This is a genomic window from Aminobacter sp. LjRoot7 (genome assembly GCF_964252895.1).
In the GTDB taxonomy this organism is placed as follows: domain Bacteria; phylum Pseudomonadota; class Alphaproteobacteria; order Rhizobiales; family Rhizobiaceae; genus Aminobacter; species Aminobacter aminovorans_B.
This window is the reverse complement of the sequence record NZ_CAXUPX020000007.1, coordinates 182,572-202,873: the sequence shown is the minus strand read 5'-3', so window position 1 is coordinate 202,873 and position 20,302 is coordinate 182,572. Positions and strand designations below refer to the sequence as shown.

The 20,302-nt window shown below is 62.8% G+C and carries 23 protein-coding genes; 19 read left to right on the top strand and 4 right to left on the bottom strand.

What is annotated here, in order from left to right; all coding sequences use genetic code 11:
* Nucleotides 1-21 precede the first annotated feature (21 nt).
* The 6 genes from ACSQ3E_RS19985 to ACSQ3E_RS19960 all read left to right on the top strand — a co-directional run bounded on the left by ACSQ3E_RS19985 (nucleotide 22) and on the right by ACSQ3E_RS19960 (nucleotide 3,209).
* Nucleotides 22-273: an AbrB/MazE/SpoVT family DNA-binding domain-containing protein gene (locus tag ACSQ3E_RS19985; protein WP_310321066.1), complete on the top strand. Its 252-nt coding sequence runs from the start codon at nucleotides 22-24 to the stop codon at nucleotides 271-273.
* A gap of 66 nt (nucleotides 274-339) precedes the next feature.
* On the top strand, nucleotides 340-609 hold the full coding sequence (locus ACSQ3E_RS19980) for an AbrB/MazE/SpoVT family DNA-binding domain-containing protein (protein ID WP_214391589.1): 270 nt from the start codon (nucleotides 340-342) through the stop codon (nucleotides 607-609).
* Nucleotides 587-1,006 (top strand): type II toxin-antitoxin system VapC family toxin, encoded by a 420-nt coding sequence (locus tag ACSQ3E_RS19975; protein ID WP_436124021.1) that lies wholly within the window; start codon nucleotides 587-589, stop codon nucleotides 1,004-1,006. Before ACSQ3E_RS19980 ends, ACSQ3E_RS19975 begins: the two co-directional genes overlap by 23 nt.
* Nucleotides 1,007-1,019: 13 nt before the next feature.
* A complete protein-coding gene (gene ruvA / locus ACSQ3E_RS19970) occupies nucleotides 1,020-1,640 on the top strand; it encodes a Holliday junction branch migration protein RuvA (RefSeq protein WP_310321060.1) in 621 nt (206 codons plus the stop codon).
* Nucleotides 1,641-1,680: 40 nt separating this feature from the next.
* On the top strand, nucleotides 1,681-2,721 hold the full coding sequence (gene ruvB / locus ACSQ3E_RS19965; protein WP_436124020.1) for a Holliday junction branch migration DNA helicase RuvB: 1,041 nt from the start codon (nucleotides 1,681-1,683) through the stop codon (nucleotides 2,719-2,721).
* Nucleotides 2,722-2,723: 2 nt separating this feature from the next.
* Nucleotides 2,724-3,209, top strand: a complete 486-nt coding sequence (locus ACSQ3E_RS19960) for a GNAT family N-acetyltransferase (RefSeq protein WP_436124019.1) — start codon at nucleotides 2,724-2,726, stop codon at nucleotides 3,207-3,209.
* Nucleotides 3,210-3,218: 9 nt separating this feature from the next.
* On the opposite strand, the gene ACSQ3E_RS19955 is transcribed toward ACSQ3E_RS19960, so the two are convergent.
* From ACSQ3E_RS19955 to ACSQ3E_RS19945, 3 genes are all read right to left on the bottom strand, one after another.
* Complete coding sequence (locus ACSQ3E_RS19955; protein ID WP_436124018.1) at nucleotides 3,219-3,896, bottom strand: hypothetical protein; 678 nt, start codon at nucleotides 3,894-3,896, stop codon at nucleotides 3,219-3,221.
* A complete protein-coding gene (locus ACSQ3E_RS19950; RefSeq protein WP_436124017.1) occupies nucleotides 3,893-4,942 on the bottom strand; it encodes a hypothetical protein in 1,050 nt (349 codons plus the stop codon). The genes ACSQ3E_RS19955 and ACSQ3E_RS19950 overlap by 4 nt, the downstream gene beginning before the upstream one ends.
* A 73-nt stretch (nucleotides 4,943-5,015) precedes the next feature.
* A complete protein-coding gene (locus tag ACSQ3E_RS19945; RefSeq protein WP_436124016.1) occupies nucleotides 5,016-6,266 on the bottom strand; it encodes a glycoside hydrolase family 5 protein in 1,251 nt (416 codons plus the stop codon).
* A 5-nt stretch (nucleotides 6,267-6,271) separates the two neighbouring features.
* Here ACSQ3E_RS19945 and ACSQ3E_RS19940 point away from each other — a divergent pair, with 5 nt between their 5' ends.
* The 12 genes from ACSQ3E_RS19940 (at nucleotide 6,272) to ACSQ3E_RS19885 (ending at nucleotide 18,732) form a co-directional block, all read left to right on the top strand.
* Nucleotides 6,272-6,583, top strand: coding sequence for a hypothetical protein (locus ACSQ3E_RS19940; protein ID WP_436124015.1), 312 nt, complete (start codon nucleotides 6,272-6,274; stop codon nucleotides 6,581-6,583).
* Entirely contained in the window at nucleotides 6,580-7,401 is an 822-nt protein-coding gene (locus tag ACSQ3E_RS19935; RefSeq protein ID WP_436124014.1) for a class I SAM-dependent methyltransferase, read from the top strand. The genes ACSQ3E_RS19940 and ACSQ3E_RS19935 overlap by 4 nt, the downstream gene beginning before the upstream one ends.
* Before the next feature lie 169 nt (nucleotides 7,402-7,570).
* Nucleotides 7,571-8,038 (top strand): tol-pal system-associated acyl-CoA thioesterase, encoded by a 468-nt coding sequence (gene ybgC, locus ACSQ3E_RS19930; protein WP_436124013.1) that lies wholly within the window; start codon nucleotides 7,571-7,573, stop codon nucleotides 8,036-8,038.
* A 360-nt stretch (nucleotides 8,039-8,398) separates the two neighbouring features.
* Nucleotides 8,399-9,109, top strand: a complete 711-nt coding sequence (gene tolQ, locus ACSQ3E_RS19925; RefSeq protein WP_067956800.1) for a protein TolQ — start codon at nucleotides 8,399-8,401, stop codon at nucleotides 9,107-9,109.
* Nucleotides 9,110-9,119: 10 nt separating this feature from the next.
* Nucleotides 9,120-9,578 carry a protein TolR gene (gene tolR, locus ACSQ3E_RS19920; RefSeq protein ID WP_067956797.1) on the top strand — a complete coding sequence of 153 codons (459 nt, stop codon included), beginning with the start codon at nucleotides 9,120-9,122 and terminating at the stop codon, nucleotides 9,576-9,578.
* Nucleotides 9,579-9,586: 8 nt separating this feature from the next.
* Entirely contained in the window at nucleotides 9,587-10,654 is a 1,068-nt protein-coding gene (locus ACSQ3E_RS19915; RefSeq protein ID WP_436124012.1) for a hypothetical protein, read from the top strand.
* A gap of 38 nt (nucleotides 10,655-10,692) precedes the next feature.
* Nucleotides 10,693-12,009: a Tol-Pal system beta propeller repeat protein TolB gene (gene tolB / locus ACSQ3E_RS19910; protein WP_310321043.1), complete on the top strand. Its 1,317-nt coding sequence runs from the start codon at nucleotides 10,693-10,695 to the stop codon at nucleotides 12,007-12,009.
* Nucleotides 12,010-12,259: 250 nt separating this feature from the next.
* On the top strand, nucleotides 12,260-12,769 hold the full coding sequence (gene pal / locus ACSQ3E_RS19905) for a peptidoglycan-associated lipoprotein Pal (RefSeq protein WP_115730431.1): 510 nt from the start codon (nucleotides 12,260-12,262) through the stop codon (nucleotides 12,767-12,769).
* A 160-nt stretch (nucleotides 12,770-12,929) separates the two neighbouring features.
* Nucleotides 12,930-13,979, top strand: a complete 1,050-nt coding sequence (gene ybgF / locus ACSQ3E_RS19900) for a tol-pal system protein YbgF (protein WP_436124011.1) — start codon at nucleotides 12,930-12,932, stop codon at nucleotides 13,977-13,979.
* Nucleotides 13,973-15,325, top strand: coding sequence for a tRNA lysidine(34) synthetase TilS (gene tilS, locus ACSQ3E_RS19895; protein WP_436124010.1), 1,353 nt, complete (start codon nucleotides 13,973-13,975; stop codon nucleotides 15,323-15,325). Before ybgF ends, tilS begins: the two co-directional genes overlap by 7 nt.
* Before the next feature lie 110 nt (nucleotides 15,326-15,435).
* Nucleotides 15,436-17,370 (top strand): ATP-dependent zinc metalloprotease FtsH, encoded by a 1,935-nt coding sequence (gene ftsH / locus ACSQ3E_RS19890; RefSeq protein ID WP_310321038.1) that lies wholly within the window; start codon nucleotides 15,436-15,438, stop codon nucleotides 17,368-17,370.
* Nucleotides 17,371-17,502: 132 nt separating this feature from the next.
* On the top strand, nucleotides 17,503-18,732 hold the full coding sequence (locus ACSQ3E_RS19885) for a serine hydrolase domain-containing protein (RefSeq protein ID WP_436124009.1): 1,230 nt from the start codon (nucleotides 17,503-17,505) through the stop codon (nucleotides 18,730-18,732).
* A gap of 65 nt (nucleotides 18,733-18,797) precedes the next feature.
* Here ACSQ3E_RS19885 and ACSQ3E_RS19880 read toward each other — a convergent pair whose 3' ends face one another.
* Entirely contained in the window at nucleotides 18,798-19,430 is a 633-nt protein-coding gene (locus tag ACSQ3E_RS19880; RefSeq protein ID WP_436124008.1) for a LysE family translocator, read from the bottom strand.
* 232 nt (nucleotides 19,431-19,662) lie between these two features.
* On the opposite strand from ACSQ3E_RS19880, the gene ACSQ3E_RS19875 reads away from it, so the two are divergent.
* Nucleotides 19,663-20,250 (top strand): hypothetical protein, encoded by a 588-nt coding sequence (locus tag ACSQ3E_RS19875; RefSeq protein WP_436124007.1) that lies wholly within the window; start codon nucleotides 19,663-19,665, stop codon nucleotides 20,248-20,250.
* The last annotated feature ends 52 nt before the right edge of the window (nucleotides 20,251-20,302 follow it).

Genomic DNA, 20,302 nt, shown 5'->3' with positions numbered 1-20,302 from the left:
GGCAAGAAGAGGAATGATTCCATGCGGGTGACCAGCAAAGGCCAGGTGACGATTCCGCGCGACCTGCGCGAAACGTTTGGCATCGGCGCCAACACCGAGGTGATCTTCGGCATCGAGGGCGGCAAGATCACCATCGTGCCCAAGGATGAAATCAACAGGCTGGCTGATCGCGATCGGCTCGATCGGATCCTGGCGATTCTCGACCGCCTCGAAGGCGCGGCCGACCTTGCGATCGGCCCCGACGAACTGTCGTTGCTCGCCATGCAGCGATGAAGGCAGCCGCGCATGTTCTTGACTTGTTCTCGTTCGGACAGTAAGTAATACCTCAGAGGTATTACCATGCGAGTCACCACCAAGGGCCAGGTCACCATCCCAAAGGAAATCCGCGACCGGCTCGGCATCGAGGCGGGCTCGGAGGTGGAATTCGTCGAACGCGCCGATGGCGCTGTCGAACTGGTGCGCGGTACCGAGCCAGACATGCGAGCGAAGGCGCTTGACCGTAGTCTGGAGGATTGGTTCCGCCGCATTGAGGGCACAGGTGACAGCAACCTGACTGCCGATGACATCATGGCCATGACCAGGGATCGTGATGTCCGCGACAATCATTGATTCCAACGTCATCATTGATGTCGTCGAGCCAGGGTCGCAGTGGGCCACGTGGTCCAGGCAACAGATTCGAGAAGCGCGGCGTTATGGCGACCTTATTTTCAATGTCGTCGTCGCAGCCGAAGTTGCACATGAGTTCGTTTCGGCAGAGCGTTATAAAGGCGTCTTCGTCTCCGCACTGTGGACTTACGAGGACATACCTTTCGAGGCGGCGCTGGCCGCCGGTTGGGCGCACCGCGAATACAGGCTGCGCGGCGGGCGCCGTGAGCGGACATTGCCAGACTTCCTCATTGGGGCGCATGCGCTTGTCTCCGGACACCGCCTTTTGACCCGCGACGCCTCGCGCTACCGCACCTATTTCCCCGACCTCGAAATCATCGCCCCAGACACCCATCCATGACGAGGCTAAAGACATGATCGGCAAGTTGAAGGGCACCGTCGACGAGATCGGCGAGGATTTTTGCGTGCTCGACGTGCATGGCGTCGGCTACGTCGCCTATTGCTCGACGCGCACGCTCGCCGCCCTGCCCGGCGCCGGAGAGGCCGCCATCCTGTTCATCGAAACCTATGTCCGCGAGGACATGATCCGGCTCTACGGCTTCAAGACCGAGCTGGAGCGCGAGTGGTTCAAGCTCTTGATGGCCAATGTCCAAGGTGTCGGCGCCAAGGTGGCACTGGCGATCCTGTCGACGCTGGCGCCTTCCGACCTCGCCAACGCAATCGCGCTGCGAGACATCGCCATGGTCAGCCGCGCGCCTGGCGTCGGCAAGAAGGTCGCCGAACGCATCGTCACCGAACTCAAGAACAAGGCCCCGGCCTTTGCCGGCGAGGCGACGGGCACGATCGGGCTCAAGCAGGAGCTGGGCGAAGGCGTCGCCCCTGCCCCCATCGCCGACGCAGTCTCGGCACTGGTCAATCTCGGCTATTCCCGCGACATCGCCGCCAACGCCATTGCGGCTGCCATGAAAACCGCCGGCGAGGACGCCGATTCTTCCAAGCTTATCCGCTTCGGCCTGAAGGAGCTGGCGCGGTGAGCGTCTTGCCCGCAGCCGGGCGCCGTGCGAGGACGGGCGCATGAATTCGCCCGACCGTCTCATCACCCCCGACAAGCGCGGCGAGGACGCCGACAACAGCCTGCGCCCGCAGACGCTCGACGATTTCGTCGGCCAGGCGGCGGCGCGCGCCAACCTCAAGATCTTCATCGAGGCGGCCAAGGGTCGTGGCGAGGCGCTCGACCATGTGTTGTTCGTCGGCCCGCCCGGCCTCGGCAAGACGACGCTCGCCCAGATCATGGCGCGCGAGCTCGGCGTCAATTTCCGCTCGACCTCCGGCCCCGTCATCGCCAAGGCAGGCGATCTCGCCGCCTTGCTCACCAATCTCGAAGAACGCGACGTGTTGTTCATCGACGAGATCCATCGGCTCAACCCGGCGGTCGAGGAAATACTCTATCCGGCGATGGAAGACTACCAGCTCGACCTGATCATCGGCGAAGGCCCGGCGGCGCGCTCGGTCAAGATCGACCTCGCCAAGTTCACGCTGGTGGCCGCAACCACGCGTCTCGGTCTGTTGACCAACCCGCTGCGCGACCGCTTCGGCATCCCGACCCGGCTCAATTTCTATACTGTCGAAGAGCTCGAGCTGATCGTGCGTCGCGGCGCCCGTATCCTCGGCATGCCGCTGGCCGATGACGGTGCCATCGAGATTGCGCGGCGCGCCCGCGGCACGCCGCGCATCGCCGGCCGCCTGTTGCGGCGCGTCCGCGACTTCGCCGCCGTCGCCGGTTCCGGCCCCGTCGACCGCCGCGTCGCCGACGAAGCGCTGTCACGGCTGGAGGTCGATGCGCTCGGCCTCGATTCGCTCGACAGGCGCTACCTCTCGATGATCGCGATGAATTTTGGTGGCGGCCCGGTCGGCATCGAGACCATCGCCGCCGGCCTGTCCGAGCCGCGCGACGCCATCGAGGACATCATCGAGCCTTATCTGATCCAGCAGGGCTTCATCCAGCGCACACCGCGCGGCCGCGTGCTGACGGCCAATGCCTGGAAACATCTCGGCCTCGAGATCCCGCGCGAGCTCGCCGTGCAGCAGATCAACCTGTTCCAGGAAGAGGACTGAGCATGCCCGGCTATCGTCCCGGACTGCTAGCCGACATCATCCGCTTGCACGCTGAATACTATGCCCGCGACTGGGGTTTCGGCCTGCCTTTCGAAGCCAAGGTCGCTGGCGAGCTTTCCGCCTTCATGCGCGATTTCAGGCCCGGCCTCGACTTCTTCGCCGCCGAGGATGACGACAACGGCACGCTCCTCGGCACGATCAGCCTGGAGGCACCGACCTCGACGGAGCCGCTGGCGCATCTGCGCTGGTTCATCACCAGTGACAGCGCGCGCGGCACGGGCCTCGGACGCCGGCTGATGGACCAGGCCATGGCGCATGCCGACGCCAGGGGCTTTCCCGGCGTCTATCTCACCACATTCGCCGGACTCGGCCCGGCCCGTCACCTCTACGAGTCGTTCGGCTTCGCCCTCGTTGCCGAAGAAGAGCGCGACCAGTGGTCGGGCGGCGTGCGCGAGCAACGCTTCGAGCGCCCGGGTGCCAAGACTTGATCACCCGTTCTACGGTGTCTCCACCGGGAACGGCGTCGGCTCCCAGATACGGGCGAAGCCTTTGGGAAGCTTGGCCATGCGCGCCTGTTCCCAATTGGCCAACTGCCGGGCAATAGCAAGCCTGTCGCCCTTGTCGAGCGCCGGCCCGAGCCCATCGACGACTGCGGCCACCTCCGCTTCCGCAAATCCCGGCATGCACCAATAGGAGCGGCCATTCCTGAGGTCGTCTAGCTTGGATCGCGCCGTTTCGAGATCGCCACGTGCCGCATGCAGACAGGCACCGCGTAGTTCGTCGATCTCAAAATCGCGATACGGGAGCGGCTTGGTTTCGACGTAGGCGACCAGATCGTCAAGCGTCTGGATGCTGCGGAAGACCGGCAGCACCACACTTTCGAGCTTGGAGAAGAAGTACTCCGGCATATCAGGATCATCCCACAGCCAAAGGCCTGGGCTATCTCGATAAAGACGCTCGCCCCAGTTGAGCGGGAAGTTGCCGACAGGTTCGCAGAAATGCGTCACGGCCCATTGGGGTAGAAAGTACTCGCCCTTCTCCCAGCTGGTAAGTACTACCCCCCGCATGACGTGGCGGATTGGCTTCATAACAATCCACCTTCCCACCGGTACCAAATCCGGATGGCGCGCGAACAACGGTGCGAGACGGCTCTTGATCAGTTGTGATGAGCTCATTCGAACGGCCTAAGTTCAATGACAATGATAGGGCGCCCGTACCTGAGGAGGCGGGTGGCAAACTCTATTGTCCTGGCATTGCTAAGCCCTCTGCGTCCTGTCTTGAGGTCATAAACGCATATTGGTCCAATCCCGCGATTCTCGAGTACGTCGACCCGAACTGCGCTGAGATCCAGCGGCGATTCCTCAACTCTTTTGAGAAGCGAAACCTCGGTTTTCAAATTCGGATCTTCGAGCAGGAGGATCTTTCGTCGCAGTCGCGTATGCACCACGGTGCCAAACACCGTTGCACTCGAATACGACCCCATGAGCTTGGCCTCCTGCATCGCTTCGTCTGACAACCTTTGAACAAGTGCGAGCTTCGTGCAGACCTTTTCCGTCTCGGCGCGCGAAAGCATGCCGACGAAGCTCAGTGGCGTCAGCAACGAGCCGTCCGGCCGGAACTCCTTCGCCGTGAAGGCGAGGCAGGCTCTCTGGTCTAGTGTGTTGGTCCCGGACAACCGGTTGTAAAGCCGCCGCGCCGCGTCGAAGACACCCTGCGTGTCATCTCCGCTCGCGAGACGCACGACCGGCTGCGACATCGGCCCTTGCGGCGTCCACAGCGTCTTGCTGATCGGATTGCCGGCACCGTCAAACACGGTTTGGCTCGTGCCCTCGGTCTGGAAGACGAAACGTCGTCCGCCCGGAAGGCTTACCGTGTGCCGGATATCAGGGCTTCCCGGACGATTGGATGGTCCAGGACGCGTCGCGATGCGCGCAACGTCAATCTTCGGGTTGTCTGCAGACCCCGCCCCGGCTGCCCGGCCTGGCTTCATGCCCGGCGAGGCGCCAGGGCCGGCCGGATTACGATTGGGTCGCGAGCGTCCGGTCCCTCCACCGGTATCTGTCCATTGCCCGCCATCAGGATCGCCTGCCGGCACACGTGGCTGGCTGGGATTAAACCCTGCCTTCAGGCCGAAGCGAAGAAGCTTGATGTCCAGATCGAGGTCAGCGTGCCTCGCCTTGAGCTTTCGGAGGGCAGTCTCTTCATCGTTTGTGTTTGTCATGCTTGTCCCATCGCCAAACAACGACAATGGTACAAGAAAATATTCCTACAATCAATGATAGAATTCGAGACTGCTACTTCAGCCCCTTCACAACCTCCAGCACATCAGGCTCGGCCTTCCGCCCCTCGAATTCGTCGACGATGCCGAAGGCGCCGCCGTAGCCCCAGATCGACCAGGCGTAGCCACGCGCTTCGGCGCGGGCGATCATGTCGCTGACATAGGCGGCGCGCCAGGCGCCGGGCATGACGTAGGGGTTGTTGTACTCCTGGCGGATCATGCCGAACTCGCCGAGATAGATGCTGTCGGGCGAGATGCCGTACTTCTTCGCCCAGGCGTCGACTTGGGCAAACGGCGCGTCGAGTTCGGCTTCGAGCTTTTCCTTGCTGTCGATCAGGGCGATCTGCTCGTCGAGATAGGCGAGCATGCCGGCGCGGCGCAGCATGGGCGCCTCGGACCTGATCTTAGCCCTGACCTTGTCCAGCACAGCGTCAAGCTCGGCGCGCGGCACGGCGTAGGGCGGATAAGGCAGCCCGGTGACATAACGAATGAAATCGCCAGCCCAGGTGGCGCCCTGGCTGGTGAGCAGGAACGGCTGGTAGGAATGGAACGTCCAGATGACATTGTCGTCGGGGATGTCCTTGGGGTCGAGCGCGGCGAGACCTTCCGCGCCTGCCCAGCAGCTGCCCGACAGCACCAGGGTCAGGCGGGTCGCTGACGAGCGCGCGGCGGCGTAAAGGCGCTTGAGGCGTTCGGGCCAGACCTTGGCTTCGCCGGCTTCGCAATCAACGACCGGCTCGTTCATCAGCTCGAAGGCGACCTGACCCGGGTCTTCCTTGGCCAAGGTGAGGCCCATTTGACGGACCAGTTCGACATAGCGGTCGAAATTGGCAGGATCGTCCATCACCTCGGACATGCCGATCTGGCCGTTGCCGCCGGCCGGGATGAGGTGAAGATCGACGACCACCTTGAGCCCGGCGGCGTTGACCATCCGGGCCGATTCCAGGACGCTTTCGAGCAATTGCTCGCGCAGCGGCTCGGTCTTTTCGGACAGGAAAACCGAGGGATCGACGGGAATGCGCACGACATCGAAGCCACCCGCCTTGAGCGCTTTCAGGTCATCTTCGCCGAGCCGCTTGCGCCATTCGGGAAACGGCAGGATGACGTTGGCATCGCCCCATTTGTCTTCGCCGGGCCAAGTCTCCCAGATGTCGAGATTGATGCCCCGCTTCATCGAAAATGTCGCGGCGTCGGCCGCGCAGATTGGCAGGGCAAACGCCAACAGTGCCATGATTGAGGTTCTGATCATCGCCACCATTGCCGCCATCCCGTTTGCCCAACACAGACTGGTGCCCAAAAGCCTGGAAAAAGGAAAGCCCCAAGGCCGAACATAATGAAAAAGGCCAGATTGGCAGACAACTAAAGGATACTCTAAGTAGTACTTTTCTGAAATTGACCTTCAACTTTCATCACCAAACCTGCGCCGGCTTCATGCTGGTGGATTTGCGTCACATCAAAGGGGAACGCAGATTAACCGTAAATGGTGATCTTTCAGATTCACCAGAACATGATGGTTATTTCTTCGTTAAGAAACCCTATAGTGTCCGCATTCAATCAAACGCGCGGTGGGGGGTGTTACGGTGACAGTGGTTGATAGATGGCGGCCGGAAACGGCGGCCGGCGGATTTACGCGGGACGACGAGGCAATCGAGTTCTACACGCGCGTCAACGCCCTCGTGGACCCCGACATGGTGGTCGTCGACCTGGGTGCAGGACGTGGCTCCCGTTTCGACCAGGGCAGCGCGCCGTTCCGCAAGTGGTTCTGCAATTTCCATGGCCGCGTGAAGAAGGTCATCGGCATCGACGTCGACCCGGTGGTGCTGACCCATCCGCATCTCGACGAAGCATTTGTCATGGAGCCCGGCGGCCGGCTTCCGCTGGAAGATGCAAGCGTCGACGTGATCATCTGCGAATGGGTGATCGAACATGTCGAACATCCCAGGCAGTTCGCGCAGGAAATTGACCGGGTTCTCAAGCCTGGCGGCTGGCTTTGCGCGCTCACGCCGAACCGCCTTGGCTATGTCGGCATCGGCACCAACATCGTGCCCGAGACAGTGAAGGACCGCATGATGCGGCTGGTGTGGCCCGAGCGGCCACGGGAGGATGCGTTCCCGACATTCTACCGCATGAACACCTTGGCCAGCATTCGCCGCGCCTTCGACGAAAAGGGCTGGTCGCACCACGGCTACGTTTCCAACGGCACGCCGAAATATCATGGCGGGACGACGGCGGGCTTTGCCTTCGTCTCCCTGCTGCAATGGTTCATGCCGCCGGCAATGCGCACCAACCTCTTGGTGTTCTCGCGTAAGCGCCCGGGGCTGATGAACACGCACGCTCGCATGCCGCAGGTACGTCAGGAACAGAGCGTCGCGCCGGCCGAACGGCAGGGCGAGAGGGTCTGACGGAAACCTTACAACACGCCGCTCTGCCCCTCGCGGGAGGCATGGCGATCAAAGAGCCTGCGCGGCAACGCCACGAGACAGTTCTTGATCGCTGCCGCCGATAATGCCATCGGATTCCCTGCCGTGTTGCCGGATTTTCCCGGCAATGCGGCCGGAACGAGGACGTACGATGGCGGATCATGTTGACCAGGACTTGCTGGTGGCCGGGCTTTCCGGCGCCCTGACGCCGTTCGGCCACCGGCTGATGGCACGAGTCTATTATGCCGACACCGACTTCTCGGGCGTCGTCTACCATGCGCGCTATCTCGAATTCTTCGAACGCGGGCGCTCGGACTTCCTGCGCCTAGCCGGCGTCCACCACACCGAACTTGCCGACGGCAAGCATGGCGAGAAGATCGTCTGGGTGGTGCGCCGCATGGAGATCGATTTCCGCGCCTCGGCCAAGATCGACGACATCCTGACCATCGAGACCCGGACCCAGGACATCTCCGGCGCCCGCATCACCATGGCCCAGCAGTTGAAACGCGGCGACGAGGTGCTGGTCGAAGCCAAGGTCGAAGCGGCGATCATCGGCGAGAACGGCCGCCCGAGGCGCTTCCCCAAGGACTGGATCGAAGCCTTCATGCCCGGACGGTGACGTCGTCCAAGCGGCAGCATGCCCCGAGCGGGCCTGCCGAGAAAGTTCACTGATCACAAGATCGTGTGACGCAGGAGCTGCGATTCCGCCCTCCTGAGCGCTCCAACCCCGCCCCGCTGGGGCGGCAGGTTAGCGCGGCAGCATGTTCCTAACCCATCTTTAACCATAACGGTCCATTAAGGGGTCGGTGAAAGTCGTAAGGATTCCGAGCGGCCTTCCTTTCACCAAAATTCGCCCCGAAAAGGCCGAAAAGGCGCATTTTGGGGCACTTCCGGAAGCTTCGCGCGAACGGACCACGATGGGATGATGCGCAAGGGCTAGCTGCGAGCCGGGCCCGGAAATCTTAAGGACTGTTACAAGATGGAAAACCTACCTCTCGCCCAGACCGGCGCGGAATTGTCGATTTGGGCGTTGTTCTGGCAGGCCGGCTGGGTGGTCAAGCTGGTGATGCTGGGCCTGCTCGGCGCGTCGGTGTGGACCTGGGCGATCATCGTCGACAAGCTGGTTGCCTACAACCGCATGCGTGCAGCGCTGAACCGCTTTGAACAGATTTTCTGGTCAGGCCAGTCGCTGGAAGAGCTCTATCGCAACCTTTCCGACCGCAAGACCACCGGCATGAGCGCGATCTTCGTCGCTGCCATGAAGGAGTGGAAGAAGAGCTTCGAGAAGGGTGCCAAGTCGCCACTGGCGCTGCAGACCCGCATCGACAAGGCTATGGACCTTGCGCTGACGCGCGAGATGGAGCGGCTGGAAGGCCGCCTCGGTTTCCTCGCCACCATCGGTTCGGCCGCTCCCTTCATCGGCCTTTTCGGCACCGTCGTCGGCATCATGACCTCGTTCCAGGCCATCGCCGGCTCGAAGTCGACCAACCTCGCCGTCGTCGCCCCCGGCATCGCCGAGGCGCTGCTGGCGACCGCGATCGGCCTGCTGGCCGCTATCCCCGCCGTCATCGCCTACAACAAGCTGTCATCCGACGCCGGCAAGATCGGCATGCGCATGGAGGGCTTCTCCGACGAGTTCTCCGCCATACTCTCGCGCCAAATCGATGAAAAAGTCGCGCAGCGGGCCTGAGGAGTAGACCATGGGTATGTCAGTTAGCGCGGGCGGTTCAGGCCGCGGCGGGCGCGGCCACCGGCGGCGCGGCCGCCATCACGGCCTGATGTCCGAAATCAACGTCACGCCGTTCGTCGACGTGATGCTGGTGCTGCTCATCATCTTCATGGTGGCTGCACCGCTGATGACCGTCGGCGTGCCGATCGACTTGCCCGAGACCCAGGCCAAGGCGCTGAACTCGGAAACGCAGCCGATCACCATCTCCATCAACGAAGCCGGTCAGATCCACATCCAGGAAACCGAGATCCCGATCGACGAGGTCGTCGCCAAGCTGGGCGCCATCGCCAAGGCCGGCTACGAGGAGCGCATCTACGTGCGCGGCGACAAGACCGCCGACTACGGCACGGTGATGAAGGTCATGGCCCGTATCCAGGCCGCCGGTTACAACAAGATCGGCCTCGTCACGCTGCAGGAACAGGACCAGTAGCCCGCAAAATGAAGACCGGCCTCACGACATCTGTGGTTTTGCATGCGGCGGTGCTGGGCTTCGGCCTGTTCACCCTGTCGGCACCCAGCGCCCTCGAAGTCGCCGACGTCGAGGCGTTCCCGGTCGACATCGTGCCGGTGGAATCGATCACCCAGATCCAGAAGGGCGACAAGAAGGCCCCGGCCAACGAAAAGCCGGCGCCCAAGCCGACGAGCCGTCCCGACATCGTGCCCGACGCCCAGAACGTCGGTGACAACAAGACCGACAGCGACAAGCCGCCGACTCCCGAGCCAACGCAGAAGGAAGTCGACGTCGCAGCCGCACCGCCGCCCTCGCCCAAGCCCGAGCCGAAGCCGACACCTGTCGAGCAGCCCAAGCCCGAGCCGGTGAAGCAGGCCGAGCCCAAGCCGACGCCTGTGCCCGCGACGGAAGTGACGCCGCAGCCCCAGCCCAAGCAGGAGGTCAAGCCCGACCCGGTTGCCGAGACCATCGTCTCCGACCAGGCCGAGGCGGAAGCCGTCAAGCTGCCCGAGAATGCGCCGGCGCCGGAAGCCAAGCCGCAGCCGCCCCAGGCGCAGACGGCCAAGACGCCCGAGCGCAAGCAGGAAGACAAACAGACCCAGCAGGCCTCCTCCAAGCCGAAGTCGGAAGACAAGGAATTCAACGCCGACGAGGTTGCAGCCCTGCTCAACAAGCAGAAGCCCTCAGGCGGCGGCGCCAAGCGCTCGACCGAACAGGCATCGCTGGGCGGCAAGAAGGACACCGGCGGCTCGAAGCTCAGCCAGAGCGAGATGGACGCGCTGCGCGGCCAGATCCAGCGCTGCTGGAACGTGCCTGCCGGCGCCATGGATGGCGGCGCGCTCAAGGTTTCCGTCCAGTTCAAGCTGACCCAGACCGGCGAGATCGAAGGCCGGCCGGAGATCATCTCCGGCGGCGGTTCGGCCGGTATCGAACGTGCGGCAGCGGAATCGGCGCGCCGCGCCGTGCTGCAATGCGCGCCCTACAATCTCCCCGCCGACAAGTATGAAGCCTGGGCGGACGTCATCGTCAATTTCGACCCGAGCGAAATGTTCTGAGCGCCAAGCGCCGACCAGGAACAAAGAGGCCCTTTCTGATGAAGCACCTATTTAAAACGATCCTTTTGATTGGCGCGATGATGAGCGGCATGAGCACGCTCGCCGTCCTGCCGGCGCACGCGCTGGTCGAGATCGACGTCAACAAGGGCAATGTCGAGCCGCTGCCGATCGCCATCACCGACTTCCTGTCGGGCGACGCGATGGGCGCCGAGATCGCCGGCATCGTCGCCGCCGACCTGCAGCGCTCGGGCCTGTTCGCACCGATCGACAAGGGTGCCTTCATCGAAAAAATCTCCAACCCCGATGTCGCACCGCGCTTCGAGGACTGGAAGGTCATCAACGCCCAGGCGCTGGTCACCGGCCGCGTCAGCCAGGAAGCAGACGGCAGGCTGAAGGCCGAGTTCCGGCTGTGGGACACCTTTGCCGGCCAGCAGCTTGCCGGAGAGCAGTTCTTCGCCAACAAGGCCAATTCGCGCCGCATCGCCCACATCATCGCCGACGCCATCTATGAGCGCTTGACCGGTGAAAAGGGCTATTTCGACACCCGCGTCGTGTTCATCGACGAGTCGGGCGCCAAGACCGCGCGCAAGAAGCGCCTGGCGATCATGGACCAGGACGGTGCCAATGTGCGCTACCTCTCCGACGGCCGCTCGATCGCGATGACCCCGCGCTTCTCGCCGACGCGCCAGGAAATCACCTACATGTCCTACGAGAGCGGCCAGCCGCAGGTCTATCTGTTGCAGATCGAGACCGGCCAGCGCGAACTTGTCGGCAACTTCCCCGGCATGACCTTTGCGCCGCGCTTCTCGCCCGACGGCCAGAAGGTGATCATGAGCCTGCTGCGCGACGACGGCAATTCCAACATCTTCTCGATGGACCTGCGCAGCCGCACCACCACGCGCCTGACCAATTCCAGCGCCATCGACACCTCGCCGTCCTATTCGCCCGACGGTTCCAAGGTGGTCTTCACCTCCGACCGTGGCGGCCAGCCGCAGATCTACGTCATGGGCGCCGACGGCTCGGGCCAGACCCGCGTCTCCTTCGGCGGCGGCAGCTACTCGACCCCCGTGTGGTCGCCGCGCGGCGACCTTATCGCCTTCACCAAGCAGTCGGGCGGACAGTTCCAGATCGGCGTCATGAAGACCGACGGCTCGGGCGAGCGCATCCTGTCGACCGGCTTCCAGCAGGAAGGCCCGACCTGGGCGCCGAACGGCCGCGTCGTGATGTTCTTCCGCGACCAGCCCGGCGGCGGCGGCCCCAAGCTCTACTCGGTCGACCTGACCGGCCGCAACGAACAGGCGATCCCGACCTCGGGCTTTGCCTCCGACCCGGCATGGTCGCCGCTGCTCGATTAAGAACTTTCGTTAACCTTCCCTCGTGAAGGCGCGACTAATGGACCAGGCGGCGTCATTTGCCCAATGACGCCGCCTTTCTGCCGTATTTTCGCCTACGGTGCGCGGCGAAGTGCATGTTCGACGACTGCCGTATGCGGGGACGCCACAGCGAGCGGCAACGAAATTTTAACCACGTTCATTGAATGCCGGTTAACCGCAACGTGGTTACTGGATGTTCAACGAAATCACTCGAATGCGAAGGAGAGGCTGGATGCGCCGTATCGCAAAATTTGCAACCAACCCTGTGGTCGTGGCCCTGATCGCCTCTCTGGCGATTGCAGGCTGCGCCTCGAAGAAAACCCCGAACAACGCGGCCGACCTCGGCCTCGGCGGTGGCGCCGGTTCGGCTACGCCGGGCTCGTCGCAGGACTTCACCGTCAATGTCGGCGACCGTATCTTCTTTGACACCGATTCCTCGTCGGTTCGTGCCGACGCGCAGGGCATCCTGAGCCGTCAGGCACAGTGGCTGAACAAGTACGGCCAGTACGCCGTCGTTGTCGAAGGCCATGCCGACGAACGCGGCACCCGCGAATACAACCTGGCACTCGGTGCACGTCGCGCCGCTGCTGCCCGCGACTACCTGATCTCGCAGGGTGTTGCCTCGAACCGCCTGAAGACGATCTCCTACGGCAAGGAACGTCCGGTCGCGGTTTGCGACGACATCTCCTGCTGGTCGCAGAACCGCCGCGCCGTCACGACGCTGTCGGGCGCCGGCAGCTGAGCTGCACGAAAGCCAACAAGTTGAACGAAAGGCGGTCTTCGGGCCGCCTTTTGCTTATCTGGCGGTCCGAAACAAAATTTGGCCGAAGTCTCCGGTCCTGATAAATGACGAGAGCGCATCGGCGCGAAGCAACCAATTTCTCTTCCATGGCGAGAGGCTAATGCATTTTCGATCAATCCTGAGTGGCACACTTGCCATCTTCCTTCTGTCGGGAGCTGCGGCGCATGCGCGCGATGGCATCGGCATCGACTTCCCAAAGATCGGCCTGCCGGGCGTTTTCGGCAGCAAGACTGAGAGCACCGAAGCTCCGATCCAGCTCGCCCAGGCGGGCGATCCGCGCGTCACCGCGCTCGAGGAGGAAATCCGCAAGCTCAACGGCTCCATCGAGGAGCTGAACTTCCAGATCCTGCAGATGCAGGAGCAGATGCGGAAGATGCAGGAAGACAACGAGTTCCGCTTCCAGGAAATCGAGGGCGGCGGACAGAAGAAGTCTGACGCCTCCGGCAAGAGCAACAGCTCGATCGTTGAGGCGCCCACGGCGCCTCAACCTGGTGCGGCGCAGACGGCGACCGCACCGGCGGCCGGCACGAACAGCGCCGGAGAAGTGATCACCGAATCCGGAACCGGCGAGCCCGGTGCTGTTGCCGGCGGTACCGGCGCGCCGCCGACGACCTTCGGCACCATCACCGTCGATGCGAATGGCAACGTCGTGTCCGAATCCGCCAACCCGCAGGCCGCCGCCCCGGCCCACCCCCAGGCGCCCGTCGCAGCACAGCCGGCGCAGCCGAAGAGCAATGGCACCGCCGTTGCCGCATTGCCCGACACCAACGATCCTGACGAGCTCTACCGCAACTCCTACCAGTTCGTGCTTTCGGGCGACTACACCACCGCAGAACAGGGTTTTCGCGACCACATCTCGCGCTTCCCCGCCGACCCCAAGACGGCCGATGCCCGCTTCTGGCTAGGTGAGTCCCTTCTCGGGCAGAAGAAGTACCGCGACGCCGCCGAGATTTTCCTGAACGCCTCGAAGGAATATCCGAAGTCCAAGAAGGCGCCTGAAATGATGCTCAAGCTCGGCGTTTCGCTCGTCGGCCTGAAGCAGCGCGAAGTTGCCTGCGCCACCTTCGGTGAGATCGGCAAGCGCTACCCCGACGTCTCCGGCGCGATCAAGGAGCGGGTCAAGCAGGAACGGGCTCTCGCCGCGTGCTGACGCAGCCGATCGACGCCGATTTTTATCAAGACTTTTCCGAGTTCGACTTCGCTTCGCAGACAACGATCGTCACAGCGGTATCAGGCGGCAGCGACTCGACAGCGCTTCTTCTTCTTCTCAAATCGCATCTCGACCGGTACGCGCCCTTAACGCGGCTGCTGGCGGTGACCGTCGACCACGCGCTGCGCCCCGGTTCGGGCGCCGAGGCCGACGTCGTGGTACAGCTCTGCGCCCAATACCATATCGCCCACCGCACGATACGCTGGAGCGGCGACAAGCCGTCGACCGGCATCGCAGCCGCGGCGCGCGACGCGCGCTACGATCTCCTGGCCGAGGCGGCGCGGCAGGCAGGCGCGACGATCGTCGTCACCGGCCACACCGCCGACGACCAGGCTGAGACGGTGTTGATGCGCGGCGCGCGCGGCACCGGCCGTGGTGCCGCCGGCATGGCCCCCGTAACGCTTTTCGATGGCGACGTCTGGATCGTCCGCCCCCTGCTTGGCCAGCGCCGCGAGCGGCTGCGCGACGTGCTCCGGGCGCACGGCACCGACTGGATCGACGACCCCACCAACACCAACGATGCCTATGAGCGCCCGCGCATGCGGCAGGCGCTCCAGCAAGGTGGAGATCAGCAGGTCGAGACCGCCCTTGCCAACGCACGGCAGGCGGGTGTGGCTCGGACCGAACTGGGCGAACGCGCCGCGGCACTGATTGCCGCCCACTCCAGCCGCGTCGGCCCCGGCCTGACCCGTCTCGACCCGGCATTCGCTGAGGCGCACGACAGCGATGCCGCAGCCTATGCACTGCGCATTCTGATCGCGGTATCAGGAGGCATGCCGCATTTGCCTGACGAGGCAAATGTCCACGACCTGCTGAAGCGTCTCGCCGAAGGGTCGGCTAAGCAAAAACCCGCCCGCGCCACATTGTCGCGCGCGCTCGTCGACAGCAGGAACAGCGGCATTTTCCTGCTGCGCGAGGGGCGCGGATTGCCGGCGGCGATGCCACTGGCGGCAGGCCTGTGGGATGGCCGCTACAGCATTTCCACGCCACAGCCGGGACAAGCTGAAATGACCGTCGCGCCGCTTGGATTGACGGCAGCGATCTCGATGTCGCCGGAGGCAAATGCGCCGCAAAGTCTTGTCAGGGCGGCACTTGCGACCGAGCCAGCTTTGTGGAGTGGCGGAACATTGGCCGGCCCAGCGTTTCTAACAAATGCTGACGCGGTGACCGCCCCTTGGGCGCGATTCCTGCCGGGCTTCGACCTTGCCCCGGCCCGGGCAGTACAAAAACTGATTGGCGCACGCCCGATCCCGGCCTCGCCATGCCGTGGTCACATTGGTGTTTGACCTTAACCGAGACTTAGGGACGCGCTTGGCAATGTGGGAGCCCGTGCCTATGTTAGGGGCAAGCTTACTCTCACCATACGCGCTCCCCGTGAGCGCCAACGGGAAACTCGATGAATCCGAACTATCGCAACTTCGCGCTGTGGGCGATCATAGCCGTTCTGCTCATCGCCCTGTTCAATCTGTTCCAGACCCCGCAGACCCGCGGCGCGTCCAGCGAAGTGGCGTATTCGCAGTTCCTCCAGGATCTGGACTCGGGCCGCGTCAAGACGGTGACGATTGCCGGTGATCGTATCAGCGGCACCTATATCGACAACTCGACAGGCTTCCAGACCTACTCGCCGGGCGACCCGACGCTGGTGTCGCGCCTCGAGCAAAAGAACGTGACCATCAACGCCCGCCCTGAAAATGACGGTTCGGGCTCGATCTTCTCGGTGCTGCTGTCCTGGCTGCCGATGATCCTGATCCTCGGCGTGTGGATCTTCTTCATGCGCCAGATGCAGTCCGGTTCCGGCCGCGCCATGGGCTTCGGCAAGTCCAAGGCCAAGCTTCTGACCGAGGCGCATGGCCGCGTCACCTTCGGCGACGTCGCCGGTGTCGACGAAGCCAAGGAAGACCTCGAAGAGATCGTCGAGTTCCTGCGCGACCCGCAGAAGTTCCAGCGCCTGGGCGGCAAGATTCCGCGCGGCGTGCTGCTCGTTGGCCCTCCCGGCACCGGTAAGACACTGCTTGCCCGTTCCGTCGCCGGTGAAGCCAATGTGCCGTTCTTCACCATCTCCGGTTCGGACTTCGTCGAAATGTTCGTCGGCGTGGGTGCCTCCCGCGTCCGCGACATGTTCGAGCAGGCCAAGAAGAACGCGCCCTGCATCATCTTCATCGACGAAATCGACGCCGTCGGCCGCCATCGTGGCGCCGGTCTCGGCGGCGGCAACGACGAACGCGAGCAGACGCTGAACCAGCTGCTGGTCGAAATGGACGGCTTCGAGGCCAATGAGTCGATCATCCTGATCGCCGCGACCAACCGTCCCGACGTTCTCGATCCCGCGCTGCTGCGTCCGGGCCGCTTTGACCGCCAGGTCGTGGTGCCGAACCCAGACATCGTCGGCCGCGAGAAGATCCTCAAGGTCCATGTCCGCAACGTTCCGCTGGCACCGAATGTCGACCTCAAGACGGTCGCCCGCGGCACGCCGGGCTTCTCGGGCGCCGACCTGATGAACCTGGTCAACGAATCCGCCCTGATGGCAGCGCGCCGCAACAAGCGCCTTGTCACCATGCAGGAGTTCGAGGACGCCAAGGACAAGATCATGATGGGCGCCGAGCGCCGCTCGTCGGCCATGACCCTGGCCGAGAAGGAGCTGACCGCCTATCACGAATCCGGCCATGCCATCCTGGCGCTCAACGTGCCGTCGGCCGATCCGCTGCACAAGGCGACAATCATCCCGCGCGGCCGTGCGCTGGGCATGGTCATGCAGCTGCCGGAAGGCGACCGCTATTCGATGAGCTACAAGTACATGATCTCGCGCCTGGCGATCATGATGGGCGGCCGCGTCGCCGAGGAGTTCAAGTTCGGCAAGGAGAACATCACCTCCGGCGCCTCCTCCGACATCGAGCAGGCGACCAAGCTGGCACGCGCTATGGTCACCCGCTGGGGCTTCTCCGACAAGCTTGGCCATGTCGCTTATGGCGACAACCAGGAAGAAGTGTTCCTCGGCCATTCGGTGGCCCGCACCCAGAACGTCTCTGAAGAGACCGCCCAGATCATCGACGCCGAAGTGCGCCGCCTGATCGACGAGGCCTATTCGACGGCCAGGACCATCCTGACCAAGAAGAAGAAGGACTGGATCGCACTCGCCGAAGGCCTGCTCGAATACGAGACGCTGTCTGGCGAAGAGATCAAGCAGCTGATCGCCGGCAACAAGCCCTCCCGCGACATGGGCGACGACACCCCGCCGTCGCGCGGCTCGGCTGTGCCCAAGGCCGGCTCGACCCGCGGCAAGAAGAAGGGTTCGGAGCCCGAAGGCGGCATGGAGCCCCAGCCGTCGAGCTGAGGCCCGGACGCCGGTACTGAATGAAAAACGCCGCCGAGGAAACTCGGCGGCGTTTTTGCATTCCGGGCCCGCCCTCCAAGTAGACAATCGTTTTTGCCAAGCTTTCGCCGAAGTCGTCGGCACGCTGCCACAGTGCTTGGGGCGCATCCGAATCGCATTCCACCGGCAGGCTGCCAGAAAGCGGAACAGTTCATGGTCGCATCGCGTCGTTCATTGCTCAAACTGGGACTGACCGGATTGCTCATTCCTCAAGGTTCCTTGGCCTTCGTGGATGAGGCGAAGACCCCCTCGTTCGAGGCTTGGCGCCTCGACTTCGAAGCCGGCATTCCCGCACGAATGAAATCAGCGAATGTCGTGGGTGCTGCCATGGCCATCGCATCAAGGGACAACGCCACGCTCTACACCGGCGCATTCGGCTTTGCCGACCTGAAACAGCTGCGAAAGCTTACCGCTGATACCCCCATGCACCTGGCGTCCGTCAGCAAGCTTTTCACGGCCTCAGCGCTGGTGCAGCTGTTTGAGCGCAAGGGCCTCGATCTGCATGGCGACGTCAGCGGGTTCATCGACTTTCAGGTTCGCAACCCTCACCATCCGCAGCTGCCGATCACGCCGCATCATTTGCTGACCCACACCTCCAGCATTTTTGACGAAGGCCACGGCGACGTGTCTTTCCCGGGCGACCCGACGCAAAGCCTGTCGGACTTCCTGAGGGACTATCTTGTGAAGGGCGGCAACACTTACGCGCCCGAGACCTCCTTTCTCAGGACGGAGCCGGGCGCGAAATGGGAATACAGCAACGTTGCCATTGCCTTGGCTGGCTACGTCGTCGAACGCGTCAGCGGGAAAGGCTTCTCGGCCTATGTGAAGGAGAACATTCTCAACCCGATCGGCGTCAGCAATGCCCATTGGTATCTGAGGGAGTTCCAGCCCGATGTGCTGTCCAAACCTTACAGCTTTGAGGACGGCGCGTTCGTCGAACTGCCGCAGCAGGGCTATCCCGACGTTCCCGCCGGCATGTTGCGCTGCTCGGTGAGCGATCTCGCAAAATCGCTGCATGCCATGCTGGGCGGAAGCCCTGATGCCATCCTGTCTGCGCGCGCGTCAGCCGAAATGCTGCGCCGGCAGGTCGACACGAAAATTTACCCGTATCAGGGGCTCGGCTGGACCGAGGAGGAAACCGCAAGCCGCAAGGTCGTCGGCCACACCGGCAGCGACAACGGGGCCTCCAACATCGTGGCGCTGTCGGAGGACCAGAGCCACGTGGCAGCACTTCTCATGAACAACGACGGCACTCCGGAGAGCGGCGCGTTCCGGGCATCGGTCATCGACGACCTGCTGGCCGGCGCCAGGCTAGCGACGTGAGCTGATTCCGCCTCAGAGAACCGCCGCCGAGGAAACTCAGCGGTGGTTCTTCATCTTCGGTGTGCTCAGTTTCGGCTGCCCAGCGCCACCCGGCATGCCAGACCGGCAAGGACGCTGGCGAGGAAATACTGCGGCAGCTTGCCCAGCCGCACCAGGCCGCCGGCGCGCTGGCGCAGGTGGCTGCTCAGCAGGATGACCGAGCCATTGACGATGAAGCCGATCCCGTTGAGCACTGTCGCCAACACCAGTGTCTGTGCGATCATCGATCCGGCTTCGGGACGGATGAACTGCGGAAACAGCGCCAGCACGAACAGTGCCATCTTCGGGTTGAGCAAGTTGGTGGCAAGCCCCTCGCCGAGAATGCGCCTTGGCGAGTACCGCTTGAGATCGGAGGTCGGCGCAAGGGCTGTACCGTCGGATCGCAGCGTCTTCCAGGCAAGGTAGAGCAGGTAGGCGCAACCGGCCCAGCGCACGATCTCATAGGCGACGGGCACCGCAACAAACAGCTGCGAAAGCCCAAGGGCAGCGGCAAGCGCATGGCTATAGGTGCCAAGCGCGATGCCGAGATAGGTTAGGAAGCCCGCCGAGCGCCCCTGGCTGATGCTACGCGAAGCGATGAGCAGCATGTCGGGACCGAGCGTGGCGGTCAAAACCACCGACGCGGCGGCAAAAAGCATGAGTGTGGAGATATCCGGCATATCGTGTTCCTCGATTGGAGCCGGAATTCCTGTCTAGCGGGATTTGGGGGAATGGCAAGGTGGAGCGGGTACCTGCACAGCCGCTACCCAGACGGATTGGACAGCGAAGAAGAAGGACTGGTAGACCGAAGGCTAATCTGCCGCGGCCCTTGAGGTACGCAGAGTACCTTGATTTTGCCTGCAATTTCAGTACAAAACAGGAACATCCTGTTCCGCACAATGCAAGAAATGATTGAAGATGCCGAAACCTTGGGAGTCGCCTCCACTGCCTGATAGGGCAGATTCAGCATTTTCACCGCTGTTCTCAGCGGTCGGCGAGTTCTTGTCTGCTTGGGAGTACATCGAATTCAAACTTGCTCGATTGTACTCGCTTTTTCACGCAGCTGAGGACGACTGGGAAACCATCCGGCGGTATGGCGACGGACTGGTGTACAAATACAGAATTCAGCAACTAGCCGATGCTGCGGATACCTTTTTTGTTAAGAGGCCAAGCCAAGAAATGGAGGCTGGCCTCGCTGTAATTAGGCAGTTCTGTGATGGTTTCGCTGGAATTCGAAACGACATCGCCCATGGTGTAGTTTTCGATTGCGCGAAAATTCCTGAGTTGCGAAGTGCATTCAATCTCCCCACAATCAACGAACAGCAGTTTCTAATCATTCCTGCGATACACACATTCCGCAAATATGCAGGGGTTGGCATCGGCAAACCCCTATACGGCTACAATTCCGAGATGATCCGGTCGCGGTTCCTGCATTTGACGGAACTGCAGGGCGCTATCGATGCATACTTGGCAGACCTCTCGCTGTTCTCAAAGGCTTGAGCATCGTCATTTGCCACGCCTCACTGATATCAGGCTTCGCTCCCTCCCAAAA